At 72.6% G+C, this 16,439-nt stretch carries 13 protein-coding genes; 8 read left to right on the forward strand and 5 right to left on the reverse strand.

Annotated features, from left to right (window positions below):
- Positions 1 to 64: 64 nt before the first annotated feature.
- Positions 65 to 1,699, reverse strand: a complete 1,635-nt coding sequence (gene abc-f / locus KS423_RS07155; RefSeq protein WP_224276254.1) for a ribosomal protection-like ABC-F family protein — start codon at positions 1,697 to 1,699, stop codon at positions 65 to 67.
- Between the two features lie 503 nt (positions 1,700 to 2,202).
- Between abc-f and KS423_RS07160 the strand changes: the two genes are divergently transcribed.
- From KS423_RS07160 to KS423_RS07170, 3 genes are all read left to right on the forward strand, one after another.
- Positions 2,203 to 2,925: a molybdopterin-dependent oxidoreductase gene (locus tag KS423_RS07160; RefSeq protein ID WP_224276263.1), complete on the forward strand. Its 723-nt coding sequence runs from the start codon at positions 2,203 to 2,205 to the stop codon at positions 2,923 to 2,925.
- On the forward strand, positions 2,873 to 3,541 hold the full coding sequence (locus tag KS423_RS07165; protein ID WP_224276265.1) for a cytochrome b/b6 domain-containing protein: 669 nt from the start codon (positions 2,873 to 2,875) through the stop codon (positions 3,539 to 3,541). Before KS423_RS07160 ends, KS423_RS07165 begins: the two co-directional genes overlap by 53 nt.
- A 150-nt stretch (positions 3,542 to 3,691) precedes the next feature.
- Entirely contained in the window at positions 3,692 to 5,305 is a 1,614-nt protein-coding gene (locus KS423_RS07170; protein WP_224276267.1) for a tannase/feruloyl esterase family alpha/beta hydrolase, read from the forward strand.
- A 239-nt stretch (positions 5,306 to 5,544) separates the two neighbouring features.
- Here KS423_RS07170 and KS423_RS07175 read toward each other — a convergent pair whose 3' ends face one another.
- Entirely contained in the window at positions 5,545 to 5,973 is a 429-nt protein-coding gene (locus KS423_RS07175; protein WP_224276269.1) for a hypothetical protein, read from the reverse strand.
- Between the two features lie 596 nt (positions 5,974 to 6,569).
- Here KS423_RS07175 and KS423_RS07180 point away from each other — a divergent pair.
- From KS423_RS07180 to KS423_RS07190, 3 genes are all read left to right on the forward strand, one after another.
- Positions 6,570 to 6,764 carry a hypothetical protein gene (locus tag KS423_RS07180; RefSeq protein WP_224276271.1) on the forward strand — a complete coding sequence of 65 codons (195 nt, stop codon included), beginning with the start codon at positions 6,570 to 6,572 and terminating at the stop codon, positions 6,762 to 6,764.
- Between the two features lie 124 nt (positions 6,765 to 6,888).
- A complete protein-coding gene (locus KS423_RS07185; protein WP_224276273.1) occupies positions 6,889 to 9,525 on the forward strand; it encodes a hypothetical protein in 2,637 nt (878 codons plus the stop codon).
- 52 nt (positions 9,526 to 9,577) lie between these two features.
- Entirely contained in the window at positions 9,578 to 10,546 is a 969-nt protein-coding gene (locus tag KS423_RS07190) for a Gfo/Idh/MocA family protein (RefSeq protein WP_224276275.1), read from the forward strand.
- A 101-nt stretch (positions 10,547 to 10,647) separates the two neighbouring features.
- Here KS423_RS07190 and KS423_RS07195 read toward each other — a convergent pair whose 3' ends face one another.
- On the reverse strand, positions 10,648 to 11,376 hold the full coding sequence (locus KS423_RS07195) for a DUF4097 family beta strand repeat-containing protein (protein ID WP_224276277.1): 729 nt from the start codon (positions 11,374 to 11,376) through the stop codon (positions 10,648 to 10,650).
- A gap of 403 nt (positions 11,377 to 11,779) precedes the next feature.
- Between KS423_RS07195 and KS423_RS07200 the strand changes: the two genes are divergently transcribed.
- Positions 11,780 to 12,106 carry a winged helix-turn-helix domain-containing protein gene (locus KS423_RS07200; RefSeq protein WP_224276279.1) on the forward strand — a complete coding sequence of 109 codons (327 nt, stop codon included), beginning with the start codon at positions 11,780 to 11,782 and terminating at the stop codon, positions 12,104 to 12,106.
- A 507-nt stretch (positions 12,107 to 12,613) separates the two neighbouring features.
- Positions 12,614 to 13,879, forward strand: a complete 1,266-nt coding sequence (locus KS423_RS07205; RefSeq protein WP_224276281.1) for an MFS transporter — start codon at positions 12,614 to 12,616, stop codon at positions 13,877 to 13,879.
- 147 nt (positions 13,880 to 14,026) lie between these two features.
- On the opposite strand, the gene KS423_RS07210 is transcribed toward KS423_RS07205, so the two are convergent.
- Positions 14,027 to 15,295: an MFS transporter gene (locus KS423_RS07210; protein WP_224276283.1), complete on the reverse strand. Its 1,269-nt coding sequence runs from the start codon at positions 15,293 to 15,295 to the stop codon at positions 14,027 to 14,029.
- Positions 15,296 to 15,465: 170 nt separating this feature from the next.
- A complete protein-coding gene (locus KS423_RS07215) occupies positions 15,466 to 16,200 on the reverse strand; it encodes a sulfite exporter TauE/SafE family protein (RefSeq protein WP_224276285.1) in 735 nt (244 codons plus the stop codon).
- Positions 16,201 to 16,439: the final 239 nt, after the last annotated feature.

Raw genomic sequence — 16,439 nt, forward strand, 5'->3', positions numbered from 1 at the left:
GTGAGGGGTGGTGGGCCCGCCGGGCACGGAGCCTCGGGCGCGGGCCCGGTCACACGTCGGCGGCTCACACCGCGGGCGCCCCGGTCTCCTTCAGCGTGCCGTCGGCCAGCCGGAGCCAGCGGTTGACCCCGATCTCGGCGAGGAACCGCTCGTCGTGACTGACCACCAGGAAGGCTCCCTGGTAGGCGTTCAGGGCGCTCTCCAGCTGGCCGGCGCTGACCAGGTCGAGGTTGTTGGTCGGCTCGTCGAGCAGCAGCAGGTGCGGGGCCGGCTCCGCGCACAGCACGCAGGCCAGGGTGGCGCGCAGCCGCTCGCCTCCGGAGAGCACCCCGACCGGCAGGTGGGCCCGGGCGCCGCGGAAGAGGAAGCGGGCGAGCAGGTTCATCCGTTCCGTCTCGGGCCGCTCGGGGGCGAACGCGGCGAAGTTCTCCGCCACGGTGCGGCCGAGGTCGAGCAGGTCCAGGCGCTGCGAGAGGTAGGCGATCCGCCCGTCGTTGCGCTTGATCTCCCCGCTGTCCGGGGTGAGTTCGCCGGTGACCAGACGCAGCAGGGTGCTCTTCCCCGCGCCGTTGGGGCCGGTCAGCGCGATGCGCTCGGGGCCGCGGACGCTCAGGTCGACGCCGCCGTCAGCGAACACCGGCCGGCCGGCGTGGTGGACCTGCAGGCCCTCGCCGAGGAAGAGGTTGCGTCCGGCGGGCACCTGGGTGTCCGGCAGCTCCAGGGAGAGGCGCTGTTCCTCGCGCAGGGCGCGTCCGGCCTCGTCGAGCCGGGCCTTGGCCTCGCTGACCCGGGCCGCGTGCATCTGGCCGGCCCGGCCCGCGGACTCCTGGGCGCCGCGCTTCATGTTCCCGGCGAAGATGCGGGGCAGGCCGGCGTTCTTGAGGTTGCGGGCGGCGTTGCTCTGGCGGCGCTCGGCGCGTTCGCGGGCCTGCTGCATCTCCCGCTTCTCCCGCTTGAGTTCCTGCTCGGCGTTGCGGACGTTCTTCTCGGCGACCTCCTGCTCGGCCCGGACGGTTTCCTCGTACGCGGTGAAGTTTCCGCCGTAGAAGCGCAGTTCGCCGTTGCCGAGTTCGGCGATGTGCTGCATCCGGTCGAGCAGCGCGCGGTCGTGGCTGACCAGCAGCAGGCAGCCGTTGAAGTCCGCCAGCACGTCGTAGAGCTTGTGCCGGGCCTGCGCGTCGAGGTTGTTGGTCGGCTCGTCGAGCAGCAGCACGTCGGGGCGCTTGAGCAGCTGGGCGGCGAGGCCGAGGGAGACGATCTGGCCGCCGCTGAGCGTGCTCAGACTGCGGTCCAGGGTGAGGTCGGTCAGGCCGAGGCGGTCGAGCTGGGCGCGGGTGCGCTCCTCGATGTCCCAGTCGTCGCCGATGGTGGTGAAGTGCCGCTCGTCGACGTCCCCGGACTCCACGGCGTCGATGGCCCGGATGATCTCGGCGATGTCGAGCACCTGGGCGACGGTGAGGCCGGAGGTCAGGGGGAGGCTCTGGCGGAGGTAGCCGAGCCGTCCGGTGACCGACACCGAGCCGGTGGCGGGCTTGAGTTCGCCGGCGATCAGCTTGAGCAGGGTGCTCTTGCCGGCACCGTTGGGAGCGACCAGTCCGGTCCGGCCGGCAGGCACGGTGAAGGACAGGTCGTGGAAGACCGGGGTGTCGTCGGGCCAGGCGAAGGAGACATTCGAGCAGACGACGGCAGCGTCGGACATGGAGATGACCTCGGAGAAGAGCGAGGGCAGGAGGGTAGACCTCTGCCCTGGGCAGATGTGGGAAAAGAGGCACGACGATGCGGACCACCTCGGCTGCGGCGCTCCTGAAGCACCGGCCGGTGGCCGTCAGATCCGGATCTCACCCGGAGATGTCGTCGTCACCCGCCACGTCTGTCACTCCTCGATCACACGACTACAGGTCGCGCCCACTGTAGCAGGCGCCGCCGGCGGTCGGGAGGCCGCACATGTGTGTGCCCCGGCGGGTGTCGACCGGCAACTGTCGTTCGCCGCAGTCCCTTTCACCCCGGCCCCCGCTCGGTGTGGCGCCCCGGTCGTCTCGTTGACAGGTCGGTCGCGGCCGTGCCAGCATCGTCACCAGTTGAACCGGTGACGATGTCGGGAAGGCTCGACCGTGTTCACACGTGTGGACCCGCCCGCGACCGGGCCGGCCGGAGGGCGGCCGCCCTCCGGGATCGCCGCCACCTCGAAGGAGCACACTGACCATGGCGGGAAAGTCGGAGCGGAGGGCCGAGGGCGCACCCGTGGGGCGGCGCGCGGTGCTCGGCATGCTCGGCGCGGGCGCCGCGGGGATCGCCGCGGCGCCGTACCTCCAGCGCGGCTGGGAGCGGGTCCTGGCCGCGGCCTCCGAGGGGGACGCGACCGGCCTGACCGGCCTGCTGCCCAACCCGGGCGGCTTCCGGTACTACAGCGTCGTCGGCTCGGTGCCGCACAAGGACGAGACCGACTACGAGCTGAGAGTCGACGGACTGGTGGAGCGTCAGAAGGCCTACACCCTGGGGGAACTGCGCATGATGCCGCAGTCCAGGGTCGTCCACGACGTGCTGTGCACGGACGGCTGGCGGGTGGACAGGACGCCCTTCGAGGGGGTGCGACTGGCGGACATCCTCGATGCCGCCGGAGTGCGTTCCCCGGGCACGGCGGTCCGGTTCACCTGCTTCGACGGCGAGTACTCCGAGAGCCTCACCCTGGAGCAGGCCCGCCGCCCGGACGTCCTGGTGGCGCTGAACATGCAGGACAAGCCCATCACCCACGCGCACGGCGGACCGGTCCGCCTCTACGTGGCCCCCATGTACTTCTACAAGTCGGCCAAGTGGCTGTCCGGCATCTCGGTCACCGACAAGGTCGTCCCCGGCTACTGGGAGGAGCGCGGCTATGCCGTCGACGGCTGGCTCGACGACGCCGACCGGCGCGGCGGCGCGGCCTGAACAGCCGGACCGGGTCCGGCGCTTCAGTCCCGCCGAGCGCCTGGTCCACCGGGCCACCGGCGTCCTGATGCTGCTGTGCCTGGCCTCCGCGGCCTGCCTGTACCTGGGGCCGCTGGCCCAACTCGTCGGGCGGCGATACCTGGTGGCCACGGTCCACGAGTGGTCGGGCATCCTGCTGCCACTGCCCTTCCTGCTCGGGCTGTTCTCCGCCGCGTTCCGCGCGGACCTGCGCCGGCTCAACCGCTTCGCGCCGTACGACCGGGAGTGGCTGCGGGCCGTCCGCAGGCGCCGGACGTGGCCCGAGGCACGCCCGGCCGGCAAGTTCAACGCCGGCCAGAAGCTCTACGCGGGCTGGATCGCCGGCGCCGTGCTGGTGATGGCGTCCACCGGTCTGCTGATGTGGTTCACGGGCCTGCTGCCGTCGGTCTCCCGCACCAGTGCGATCTTCGTCCACGACCTCCTGGCCTGGGCGATCGCCTTCGTGGTCTCCGGCCACCTGCGCAAGGCGCTCCGGGACCCGGAGTCGAGGCGCGGAATGCGCACCGGGTACGTCAGCCGCGCCTGGGCGGAGCGGCACCACTCCCGGTGGCTGCCCGAGGACCGGGCGGACGCCTGAGTGTGCCGACCTTCCGTCACCTCCTCGACCGGTGGCATCTTTTCGGCCGCCGCTGTTTCACCCTCCTGTTTTCGACCCACCCCTGCCCGGACACCGGACACGTGTTCCTCCGCTGCCGGGCGTACACCCACGTACTTGGACGGGATACCCATGAAGAAATTCCTGATCGTGCTCGCGACCGGCGCGGCGCTGGCCGCGGTGAACCTGCCGACGGCGGCAGCGGAGACCCCGTACGGCTCCGTGTCCGCGGCGTTCGGCTGTTCGGCGCCGGCCGTACAGGCTCCCCCCGGCACGAGGGTGGAGTCCGTGACGGCCGTCCACCGGGACGGCGGCACCATCGACGGAACCGGGGTGGTGGGCGGCACCGTCACCGGGGTCCCCGCCTTCTGCGAGGTGACGGTCACCCTGACCCACCCGGGCGACAACGACCACGCCAAGGTCTCGACCTGGCTCCCCGTCAACGAATGGAACGGCCGCTTCCAGGCGCTCGGCGGGAGCGCCTTCGCGGCCGGGGACAACGGCGTCGGGATGGGCACCGCGGTCAGGAACGGGTACGCCGCGACCACCACCGACGGCGGGCTCGCCGATGCCGTCGACGTCACCTGGGCGCTGAACGCCGAGGGGCGGGTCGACACCGCGCTGCTGAAGAACCTCGCGTCCCGCTCCCAGCACGAGGCGTCGATCGTCGGCAAGCAGGTGGTCGCCGCGCACTTCGGCAGGCAGGCCTCCTACTCCTACTTCAACGGGTGCTCCACCGGCGGACGCCAGGGCTACATGGAGGCCCAGCGCCACCCCGACGACTTCGACGGCATCCTCGCCAACGCGCCCGCCGTCAACTGGGACGAGTTCGAGGTCGCCACCCTGTGGCCGCAGGTGGTCATGAACAACGAGAAGACCTACCCGTCCGCCTGCGAGTTCAAGGCCTTCACCGACGCCGCCGTCGCGGCCTGCGACCCGCTCGACGGTGCCAGGGACAACCTGGTGAACGACGCGTCGCGGTGCGACTTCGACCCGCGCCGGCTGATCGGCACCAAGGTGCTCTGCGGCGGCGAGGAGCTGACCATCACGGCGGCCGACGCCGCCGTGGTGCGCAAGATCTGGGACGGTCCGCGCACCGCGTCCGGCCGGAAGCTGTGGTCCGGCGTCCCGGTCGGTGCCGACCTGGCGGGGCTGGCCGGCACCGCGCCCGACGCGAGCGGCCAGGTGAAGGGCGCGCCGTTCCCGGTGCCCCGGCTCTGGGTCACGACCTGGCTGAAGAAGCAGCCGTCGTTCGACGTCTCGACGATCACCTACGACCAGTTCACCCGGCTGTTCGAGCAGTCCCGGACCGAGTATGACCGGATCATCGGCACCGACGACCCCGACCTGTCCGCCTTCCGCGGCTCCGGCGGCAAGCTCCTGACCTGGCACGGCCAGGCCGACCAGTTCATCCCCGCCCAGGGCACCGTCGAGTACCGCCGGCAGGTCGAGCGGAAGATGGGCGGCACCAAGCGGGTCGACGACTTCTACCGCCTCTTCCTCGCCCCGGGCACGGTCCACTGCGGCCTCAACAAGGGCGACGGCACGACCGACGACCTCGCCGCCCTGACGGCCTGGGTCGAGCAGGGCAAGGCGCCGCAGACGTTGCCCGCCACCCTGGTCGACGCGTCCGGGCAGAGCGTCGACCGGGACCTGTGCCGCTACCCCGAGGTGTCCCGCTACCAGGGCCACGGCGACCCGACCGCCGCCTCCGGCTTCCGCTGCGTCCTCCCCTCCCGGCACTGATCCCCCCGGTGCCGTCCCGGCCCGGCCCGCGCCCGATGGCGCGGGCCGGGCCTTTTCGTGTCGGCCGATTTGCGTCGGCCTTTTCGTGTCGGCCGACGGGGGTGGGTTCGCCGGACAAACGGTCCTCCAGCCGCCCCTCCAGTCGGCACCGGCGTCCGCACCGGCCGGGCCCGGGAGCATGACGAAGGGGCCGACAGTCGGTGCTGTCGGCCCCTTCGGGAATCGCCTCCTGCGGTGGATCACCTCGCCCGCAGGGGCCCTGCGAACGACTTGCGCAGGGCCGGGGGAGCGGCGACGGGGAGCAGCGCGGCGAGCATCCTGCCCTTGAGGGTGTCCGGCTGCCGCGTCAGCCGGACGTCGACCCGGGTGCCGTCGCTTTCAGGGGTCATCCGGAAGACCCAGCCGCCGCCGGGGCCGAACAGCTTGGAGTCGAGGGTGGTGACGGTGACGGTGTCGCCGCCTGGCTCCCACTCGTAGCGTGCGCGCTCCCAGGCGGCGGCGGTCCCCTCGGTGACCTCGGCCCAGGTGTCGCCGAGCGCGTGGACCTCGAAGTGCTCGGCGTCGATCGTCGACCAGACCTCGGCGCGGGAGGGGCTGAAGTCGGTCAGCACCGAAACGATGTCCTCGGTGCCGAGCGTGGAGACGAGATGGAACCGTACGACTGCCACAGTGGATGTCCTCATCGGGAAGTAACTGCTCTGACCGGTGACGGTAGATTTCCATGGGCGCGCGTCACCTGTCAAGGTGGTGACGGATCGCGAGTGTGCCCATCGATCGGGGAGCGGTCGTGAGGCATGTGTGTCCGGTGCGGCCGCCGTGCGGTGGGTCACGCGTCCGTCGCGCCGGCCATCGGCCCGAGGGCGTCGCGCGGGGTGGCCCGGGAGGTGTCGCTACGCCGGGACCACCCGGTAACTCAGGGCCGCCAGCGGAAGGTCGGACTGCGCCAGTGAGCCGGTGGCCCGCGCATGGGTGCCAGTGCAGTCGGTGCCGGGGTAATGCAACCCACCTTTTCGTGCGTGGCGGAACTGCTGGAGGAATCGGCGCGTCACTCATCGATCGAGTCCGGGTCGGGGCAGATCCTTGCATCTTCAACAATGCGCCCGGGAGTGCAGATTCGGCCGAACACGTGTGAGTTGCGAACGGGCGTATGTGTTGTCGCCACCTTCCATCACCACCTTGACGGGTGATGACTCGGAGTGCACCCTGAAAGTCGTCTCCGGCGCCACGAAGGCGCCGTCCGTGTTCGCCGATCCGGAGAGTGGCCATGACCGAGCAGCCCGCGGGCGACCCCGCCGCCGATTCGCGACACGCGCGCTACGGCACGCTCCCCGAGCGCATCCGCTTCGAGGACATGACCGAGGGCACGGCCACCGGCCCGGGCGGCGCGGCCAACGCCTCCTACAACCCCGAAAGCGCCTGGAACTTCTACTCGTGCCTGGCCGTCGACCTGGGCCTGTAGCCCCGGCACCCGCCGCGCCGGCGGCTCCTTGTGAGACCTCGCGGGGAGCTGACAGTATCTCAGGTCACGCACCCGGGCCGATGCGGACGTGGCATCTCCGGGGCGCCGCGTACGAGGAGGCGGGATGGCACGGGTGAACCTGCGGGCCGCGTTCATGAGCGGCCTGTCGTCCACCGTCACGGCACAACAGGTCTTCACCAACCGGGTCGACGAAGTCGCGGCTTTCAACCGGTCGGTGGAGGGCCTGCGCCGGACCTTGGACGAGACCGAGGTCTCGCCGGTGGTGGACCGGGCGCAGGGGCGCCGCAACGTCCTGACGCTGTACGGCGTCGGCGGCATAGGCAAGTCGACCCTCTCGCACGAGCTGGAGCGCCGGCTGCTCGCGGACGCGGCGGCCGAGGAACGCGAGGACGTGGTGGCCGTCCGCGTCGACCTCGCCGAGGACGGCGCCTGTGACATCGAGGGCCTGCTGCTGCGCCTGCGGGCAGGCCTGGGGCGGTTGGGCAGCCGGTGGCAGGCCTTCGACCTGGCGCTCGCCTCGTACTGGGCCCGTGCGCATCCCGGCGAGGCCCTCCAGGACTTCCTCGACGCCTCGCCGGCCCTGCGCCGGGCCTCCCGGAGCATCGGCCTCGGCGACCAGATCACCCAGACCGTGCAGGAGGTCGACCCCGCCGGCCTCGGCGGTCTGGCCGGACTGGCGCACCGGGCGGCCCTCGCCACCTACCGCACCGTCCGCGACCGGGTCCGCGAGGGGCGCCTGCTGACCGACTGCGAGCTGTTCGCCGAACTGGTCGAGGCCGACGCCGACTACGAGACGCTCTCCTACTTCCCGTACCTGCTGGCCTGGGACCTGGAGCGGCTGCCGCCCCGGGGCCGGCCGGCCCGGCGGCCCACCGTGTGCGTGTTCCTCGATACCTTCGAGGTGGTCAACGGCCGTGCCGACCGGACGGTGGAGCGCCTGATCCAGCGGTGCGCGTACCTGATGCCCAACGTGTTGTTCGTGATCACCGGCCGCAACCGGGTCGACTGGGCCGATGCGGGTGCGGGCGGCGAGCTGGACTTCACCGGCCCGCAGTGCTGGCCCAACCTGCACTACAGCAACGACACCGTCGAACCCCGCCAGCACCTCGTGGGCTACCTCTCGGATTCCGACGCCGACAGCTACCTCAGCGAGGCGCTCACCCGGGACGGCGAGCCCGTCATGCCCGCCGAGGTCCGCCGGCGCATCATCACGGGCGGCCAGGGGCTGCCGCTGTACCTGGACCTCTCGGTGTCCCACTTCGCCGCCCTCCTCGCCCGCGGCGGGCAGCCGTCGCCGGCGGACTTCGGCGGCACGTTCACGGCGGTGGCTACCCGGTCGATCCGTGACCTGCCCCGGGAGGAGCGCGACCTCGTCCGCACCGCGGCGCTCACCGACCGGGTCGCGGCGGATCTGCTGCGGGCCGGACAGCCCCACGGCTCCGACGGCAGCGTGGCACGGTTCCTGCGCAGGCCGTTCCTGACCCACGACGACGCCTACGCCCTGCCGTACGCCCTGCACGCGGCGCTGCGCCACGCCATCCGGGAGGCGGACCGGACGCTCCCGGACGGCTGGTCCGACCGGGACCGCAGCGAGGTCGCGGCCCGGTTGCTCACCTGGCTGGGCCGGCGCATCGGGCCGTCCGCCGGGCGGGCCGCCATCGCCCAGACACTCGAATCCGGCCTCAAGCTCTCGGCGTCGTACGGGGTCTTCGAGGACTGGATGGCCCGTGCCACCCAGCGCCTCGTCGAGGCGGGCCAGTGGACGGAGCTGGGTACCGGGCTCGCCACCGAACGGGCCGGGACGCCGGAGTGCCGGGCCGTGCTCGCCGCCATACGGGGCGTCCAGCTGCGTCGCACGGGCCGTGCGGCGGAGGCGGTCGAGCTGCTCGGCGGCGCCTGGGAGGACGTGCGGCAGGGCAGTCCGACGGCGCAGCTGTTGCAGATCCACCTCGCCCACGCGCTGCGCAACCACGGAGACTACACCGAGGCCGCGGAGATCTACCGAGCCCTGGTGGGCGGCGAGTTCGACGCGGCGGCCCGGTACTGGCTCTGCGACTTCGACTACCTCAACGGACGTTTCGGCACGGCACTGAGCTCACTCCGGGAGCAGTGCAGTCGGGGCCCGGAGGACGAGGGTGAACGGCTGCGGCTGATGGGGCACATCTGGCGGGTGAACGCCCGCTTCGACGAGGCGACCGCCGTGTACACCGAGGCGATCGACCTGGCCCGGCGCGAGGGCCTCGCCGCCGCCGAGGCGAAGGCGCTGGCCAATCTGGCGCAGACCGCCTGCTGGGCCGGCGACACGGCGGCGGTCTCGGACGCGGCGGCCCGGGCCAGGGACCTGCTCGACCTGGTGCCCAACCCCGTCGAGCTGGTCAAGATCCGCTCGGCCGAGGCGGTCGCGCACGCGGTGTCCGGGGACACCGAGGCCGCCGTGGAGGCGGTCAGGAGCACGCGGCAGCTCGCGGACGGCATCGGCTACCGCGGAGGCCACAACCTCGCCGACGTGGCCCAGATCCTGATCGGGGTCCTCGGCGACAACCGGGACGGCGCCCGCCGCACCCGCGCCGAGCTCGATGCGCGCACCCGCAGGTCGGGCGGCAACACCTACTGGGTCCCCATCGTGACCAGCTGGATCGAGGGCGTCCCGAAGGCCGCAGAGCACGACCCGCGGGTCGAGTGGGTGGACGGGCCGGCCGAGTCGTTGGGCCGCTGGGCGGAGGTGGCTGCGCGAGGATGAGACGTCGGAGCCCCGGCGCGCGGGGCCGGTACGGACGAGGGGAAGAGAGACCATGACCCAGCAGGAGCGCGTCGATCCGGTACGCGTCGGGCTGGTGGGTCTCGGCGTCATCGCCGAGACCCACCTCGCCGTCCTCGCCGAACGGCCTGACGTGGAAGTGGAGTTCACGGTCGACCCCAGGGCGGTGGGGCCGGTCGTGTTCCGGGGCGCGACGCCGCCGCACTACGGCGAGCTGGACGAGGCGCTCGACGGACACCAGCCGGACCTGCTGGTCCTCGCCACCCCGACGGAGACGCACGCCGAGCTGGTGACCGTGGCCCTGCTGCGCTCCACGGCCAGGGTCCTGGTGGAGAAACCGCTGGTCCATGACCGCGCGTCCCTCGCCGCGCTGCGCGAGCTGGACGGGAAGGCCGATGTGCGGGGCCGGGTGTTCATTGCACACCACTTCGCCTTCTCCCCGGAGGTCGACTGGGCGGCGGAACTGCTCGCCGCACACCCGGAGTGGGGGCCGGTCACGACCATCACCTCGGCGTTCTACGACCCGTACGTCCTTCGAGGGGCGGAGGCCTTCGCCTCGTACGTCTCCAGTTGGACGGACTCGGGGGTGAACCAGCTCAGCATGGTCACCCGCTTCGTCGACCTCGTCGGTCTCAGGTCCGTCCGGCAGACGGACGGTGGTGCGAGCGCGTGGTGCGCGGTGGACTTCCGCTCCCGGGGCGAGGCGGGTACGGCCCGCCTGCGCAGCAGCTGGCTGACCGGCTCCAGCAGCAAGGAGAGCAGCCTGGTGTTCGGCCGCTCCGGCGTGGAGGTGTGGATCGACCACACCGCCATGACGGGATTCGCCGCCCGGGACGGTGAGTTGCTGGCGGCCTTCGGGAACGACGGCAGGACCGGGCGGAAAGTCGCCCACTACCGTCCGCTCTACGCCAGCCTGCTCTCCGTGCGGCCCGATCCGGTGCTCGGCTTCGACGCCGCGGAGAGGATCACCGCGATCCACCGGGCGGTACCCGACACGGAGTAGTCAGCGGTGGGTGGCCGGTGAGGTGGGCGAAGACGTCGTCGAGGGTGGTGGCAAGGCTGCTGACGCCCGGATGATCGCCGGATGACAGGCGGCCGCAGGGGTCAGGCCTGCTTGACCGAGATGCGTCCGTTGCTGGTGCTCAGGTCGAGCTGGTACTGGCCGGACGGGTCGTCCGGGACGGCGATGTCCTTGTGGCCGTTGCCGGTCTTCGCGGACACCTTGTACTTGGCGGGCGGCACGGCCAGGGTGATGGCGCCGTTGGAGGTCGACGCGCTGATGTCCTGCGGCTTGGTCGAGGTGATGTCGATCGCACCGTTGTGGGCCTCGGCCCGGATGTGGTCGCCGTTCAGCCCGCGCCCGGTGATGGCGCCGTTGGTGGTGTTCACCTCCGTGGAGCCGTTCACCCCGTCGAGGTTGACCGCCCCGGAGTTGGTGGTGACCTGCACGTTGCCCACGTGGGAGAGGCTGACCGCGCCGGAGGAGGTCTGGCCGCTGATCGGCAGCCCCGCGGGGACGTCGACGGTGTAGGTGACCGCGCAGTGCTGACCGCAGCCGCCGAGCACCAGGACGCCGTTCTCGACCCGGCTCGTCGCGCCCGGCTTGTTGTCCTGGTAGCTGACCGACCGGTGCAGGGAGACCTTGTCGAGGCCCTCCTTGCCGCGCAGGGTCACGCCGCCGGCGGTGGTGTCGAGCCTCACCGCGGTGATCTTCTCGCCCACCGTGGTGTCGTCGTCGAACTTGTTGTCGGAAGCCAGCCCGCAGGCGCTGAGACCGCCCACGGCCGCCACGAGGGCGACGAAGGACGCGAGACGGCCGGACTGCTTGCGCATGTCTTTCCCCAAATCTGAAAGGCGTTCCTGGACGAGCCCCACCGCGGGGCGGACTTCATGAAGCTATCGCGGCGGAGAAGTCGTGGACCATGGGGCTAACCCCCCTGTAGGGGTGAAGAGTTCTTCAGGTGGTGGACGTCAGGGGAGGACGCGGGGGCGACGTCGGCGTCCTCCGGCTTCGCCCCGGGGTTCCGTTGGGCCGGTCGGTGCAGGTGGCGGGGCCGTCCTGGTCCGGTGCCGCCGGGTGAGGGTGGTGGGTGCGACGGATGACGATCCGGATCCGAGAGGTCTTCTCGGTCGTGCTGACGGGCAACTGGCATGGAATCGGCGGTCGTTGATCGTCTTGACAGTGTCTGTTCACGCCTGTCAGTCTCACCTTTCAGGCAGGAGGAAGAGGGTGGGGGTGCCGACGAGCGCGGAACTGCTGGCCCTGCTGGCCGCCGTCGGGCACGCCCAGCGCCTGCGGATCATCGGCGAACTCGCGCAGGGCCGGGTCCACGTCAGCGAACTGGCCCGACGGCTCGGCATGTCCAGGCCGCTGCTCTACATGCACCTGGAGCGGCTCGAACACGCCGGCCTGGTCGCCGGCGCGCTGGAGCTCTCCGAGGGTGGCAAGGCCATGAAGTTCTTCGAACTCGCTCCGTTCGACATCCGCGTCACGGTCGACACCGTCATCGCAGCCCTCCGGGAGGATCGGGCGCAGGCCGAGCGGGTGGAGCACGACGCCTGACGCAAGCGCGATGCTCGAACGAGCGGAAGAGACCATCCGGGCGACTACCCTGTGCATGACAACCGGAGGGGGCGCCGGATCGACGGGGGAGCGATCCGGCGCCCGGCTCGGAGGCGGGGGCGCGGCCCTGCCGTGCCACCCGGTGTGGGTCGAGCGGGGATGCGCCGTCGCGGCGGTCCTGAGCTGTCGACCTGTCAGAAGGAGGCTACAGGTGGCAAGTTGATATGTCCATGGGGAGTCGGGGGTGCCGCTGCTGGGCCCGCCCCGGATCCGGCCGCTGGTGCGCGGCATCCTCGACGCGGGTCCGTGGTCGGCGCCGCAGCCGTGCGTGAGAAGTCGGCCCCACCGACTTCTCACGCGAGATCCGGCAGGACCATGCCCTACCATGGCCCCGTGTTCCTCTCCCGTGACTAGGACCCCGAACAACGACCGCACCCGAGTGGTGCGGCCCTTCGGCGTCCCGGTACACCGGCGCGCGGCGCGCGCCTGCTCTTGAGGAACCCCTCCATGTCTTCGTCCTATGCGACGGTCCTGCGCACCCCCGGCGCGGTCCGGCTCTTCGGTGCGGCCCTGATCGGCCGCCTCTCCTACGGCATCGTCCCGCTCGCGCTCCTGCTGGCCGTCACCGGTACGACCGGCTCGTACGCCCGGGCCGGCTGGTTGACGGCCCTGTTCGCCGCCTCCAACGTGCTGCTCTCACCCTTCCGGGCCGGGCTGGTAGACCGCCACGGCCCACGCCGGGCGCTGCCGCCGATGGCGGCCGGGTACGCGCTGGTGCTGCTCGGCCTGGCCGCTGCCACCTGGCGGCCCGGCGTCCCGTTCCCGGCTCTGCTCGCTCTCGCCATGGCGGCCGGGGTGCTCGCGCCACCCCTCGGGCCCGTCACCCGGGCGCGGTGGAGCGCCCTGCTGCCCGATCCCGAGCTGCGCCGGCGGGCCTACAGCCTGGACACCGTCGCCGAGGAACTCCTGCACGTCACCGGCCCGTTGCTGGCCGGCCTGATCGCGGCGGCGACGGACCGCCCGGCGCTCGGACTGGTGCTGGGCGCCGCGCTCGTCCTCACCGGCGCCCTCGCCCTGGCCGCCTCGGTGCGCGGCGAGCCGACCCCCGCTCGCATGAACTCCCGTGTGGTCGACGACCGTTCGCGCTCCTGGCGGCTGCTGGCCCGGACCCGCCAGCCGCTCGCCGCTGCCGCCGGGGCCGGGGCCGGGCTCGGCGCGTTCGTCCTGCTGGCGGTGGTCTTCGCCCAGCGGCACGGGCAGGCGGCCGACGCCGCGTGGGTGGAGGGGGCGCTCGCGGTAGGGAGCGCGGTCGGCGGTCTCGCCCTCGGCGCCCTTGACTGGCGGGCTCCGGCCCGGGTCCGGCTCGCCGTCCTCACCGCGGCCTTCGGCGGCACGCTGGCCCTGACCGCCCTCGCCCCGACACTCCCGCTCCTGGCGGCCGTCGCCGCCCTGGCCGGCCTGACCGTGGCCCCGACCCTCACCACCGCCTACCTGTTCACCGACGAACTCGCCGGGCCCGGGCGGCGCACCCGAGCCGGCGCCTGGGTCAACGCCGCTTTCAATGCGGGCAGTTCGGCCGGTACCGCGCTGGCCGGTCTCCTCGCCGACCACCTGCCACTACCGCTGTGCCTCGCGCTCGCCGCCACCCCGGCCCTGGCCGCCCTTACCTCCGCCCGGCCCCGGACGGCCACCCCACCCGCCGGCGGGCCGCCCGAGAACCTGACCACCCGCACGGCCGCCTGGACGAACGAGCCCGAGGGGGATCGTTCCTAGGCGGTCGGCGAGCGGCGCCGGGCGACTTCGCGGTGCGGACCGCGCAGTGGACGGCGGTGGGTGACTCCGCCGAGGCGGTCGCACAGGCCACTCGCCCGGCCCGGCTGCCGCGCTCGGTCCGGCGGAAGGTGCGGCCCCCGGCGGGGGCTACTCGGTGTCCGGAGCGGCGGCGGCCGGGGTGGCCTCCAGCGCGGTCATCCGCGGGAGCAGGAACAGCACCGCGACCAGCAGGACCAGCAGCAGGCCGCCGCCGAGGAGGAGCGGGGTGCGGATGCTGACGACGGAGGCGATCCAGCCGCTGAGGGCGGCGCCGGCCATGATGCCGAGGCGGCTCAGCAGCATGTAGCAGCTGTTGACCCGGCCGAGCAGTTCCTTCGGTACGGCCTGCTGGCGCAGCGAGATCGCCTGGATGTTCCAGGTGACGATCCCGAAACCGACCACGCCGTACAGCGCGGCGACCTCGGCCACCGAGGTGCTCAGGCCCATCAGGATCAGCGAGACGCCCATCAGCAGGAAGGCGAGGGCGATCCGGGTGCCGCGGCCGAGCAGGCGGCTGAGCCGGCCGGCCAGGGTGCTGGCGGCAGTGCCGCCGATGGCGCCGGCCGCGAGCACGATGCCGTAGGAGGCGGCGGGCGCGTGGATGACCTTGGTGACCATCAGGACCATCATGGTGGTGCCCATGAAGCATGCCAGCGCACCCAGGGTGGAGAGCACGGCGAGCATCCGCACGTCGCGGTGGTGGACCAGCCAGTCGACGCCCTCGCGGATCTCGGTGAGCACCGGGCGGCGGTCGGCCTGGGCGCGCGGGGCGGTGGAGCGGCCGGTGGCGGCGACCAGGACGGCGGCGAGCGCGAAGGAGACGCCGTCCACCGTGAACGGGTAGGCGGCGGCCACGGCGAACAGCGCCGAGCCGAGCAGCGGGCCGATCAGGTTGCCGCCGACCAGCATGTTGGCCTGCATCCGGCCGTTGGCGGCGTCGAGTTGGTCGGGGCGGACCAGCTCGGGGACGGCCGAGGTGGCTGCGTTGGAGAAGACCGTCTCGCCGCAGCCGAGCAGGAAGGCCAGCGCGGCGAGCGCGACCAGCGGCGGGTCGGCGAGGAAGACCCAGGCGGCGAAGCCCAGGACGACGACGGCGCGCGCGCCGTCGATCGTCCACATCAGCCGCCGCCGGTCGGCCCGGTCGGCGAGCACTCCGCCGTACAGCGACATCACCAGGAAGGGCAGTGACGCGGCGACGGAGACCACGGAGACCGCGCTGGGCGAGTCGGAGACGGCCACCGCCAGCAGCGGCAGGGCGGAGTCCCGCATGCCGTCGCCGACCGAGGAGATCGCCGACGCGGACCACAGCAGGTTGAACTTCCGGCCCAGTTGGGGACGGCTTTTGGACGGCTTTGCGGCCAGGTCAGCTGAGGTCACCGACGCAGTATGTCATGTCCGCGGAGGGCTGTTCGGGTGGTTTCCGAACTGCCGGGGGTATCCCGAACTGTCCGTGTCGGTAAGGGTGTCGGGCTGATCCTGAGTTGTCCGGGTATCCGGTTCGGCCGTTCCGGCCGGGCCCCCGGACGGTGATGCCCGGCCGGGCGCGCTCAGCCGAGGCCCCAGACGCCCTTGGCGAGGGTGGTCAGCCCACCCGCCAGGGCCAGGCCCAGCACCACCATCCGGGCGCGGCCCTCCGGCACCCGCCCGGCGAGCAGCCGGCCGATCGCCGCGCCGCCCGCGAGCGCGGCGGCGACCAGCCACCAGGCGGGCCCGGACAGTGCGGGCACGCCCTTGCCGGCCAGCGAGAAGGCGTTCACCACCACGCCGTAGAACTGGGCGTTGGGCAGGAACTCCCGGGCCGTCCAGCCGGTGTTGACGGCGTACAGGGAGACGGCCGGGCCGCCCACCCCGGCGGCCGAGTTCATGAACCCGCTGGTGGCGCCCGCGACCAGGGCGCCACCGACCCCGCGCAGCGCGGCCGCCCGTACTCCGCGCAGCACCAGAAGGGCGGCCAGGGTGACCAGCGCCCCGATGCCGATGAGCAGTCCTGGTGCCGGGATCTCCGCCGCGGCCCAGGCCCCGGCCGGCACCGTGCAGGCTGCGGCGAGGATCAGCGGCAGCATCGCCGGCAGCCGGACCTGCCGCCAGCTGCCCAGCAGACCGACGGCGCTGATGGCGCCGGCGGCGAGGTTCGACAGCGTGACGCCGTCGCGCGGGCCGAGCAGCAGGACCAGGACGGGCGCGGCGACCAGGGCGAAGCCGATGCCGGCCAGCCGCTGGACGGAGGCGCCCAGCAGGACGGCGCAGCCCAGGACGAGGTCGGCGGTCCAGCCGTCGGGCATCGGGTGGGCCCCCTCTCGGCGCCGGACGTCGGATCGTCCGACGGTCGCACCGATCATGCCGCACAGTCGAGTTGCCGCGCCCGGCCGCTCCGCCCGGCCGGGGCGGGCGGGGCGGGGCACCGGTGACACCCGTCGGGCGGGCGCGGGCGCGGTCGGGGGTCAGTGCTTCAGGACGGCGTCCGCGGACTCCGGCAGCGGGTAGGCGCCCGGGTCGACCGGGCCCGGGAGATCGACCGCCG

Source organism: Streptomyces sp. LS1784 (assembly GCF_020103755.1).
Taxonomy (GTDB): domain Bacteria; phylum Actinomycetota; class Actinomycetes; order Streptomycetales; family Streptomycetaceae; genus Kitasatospora.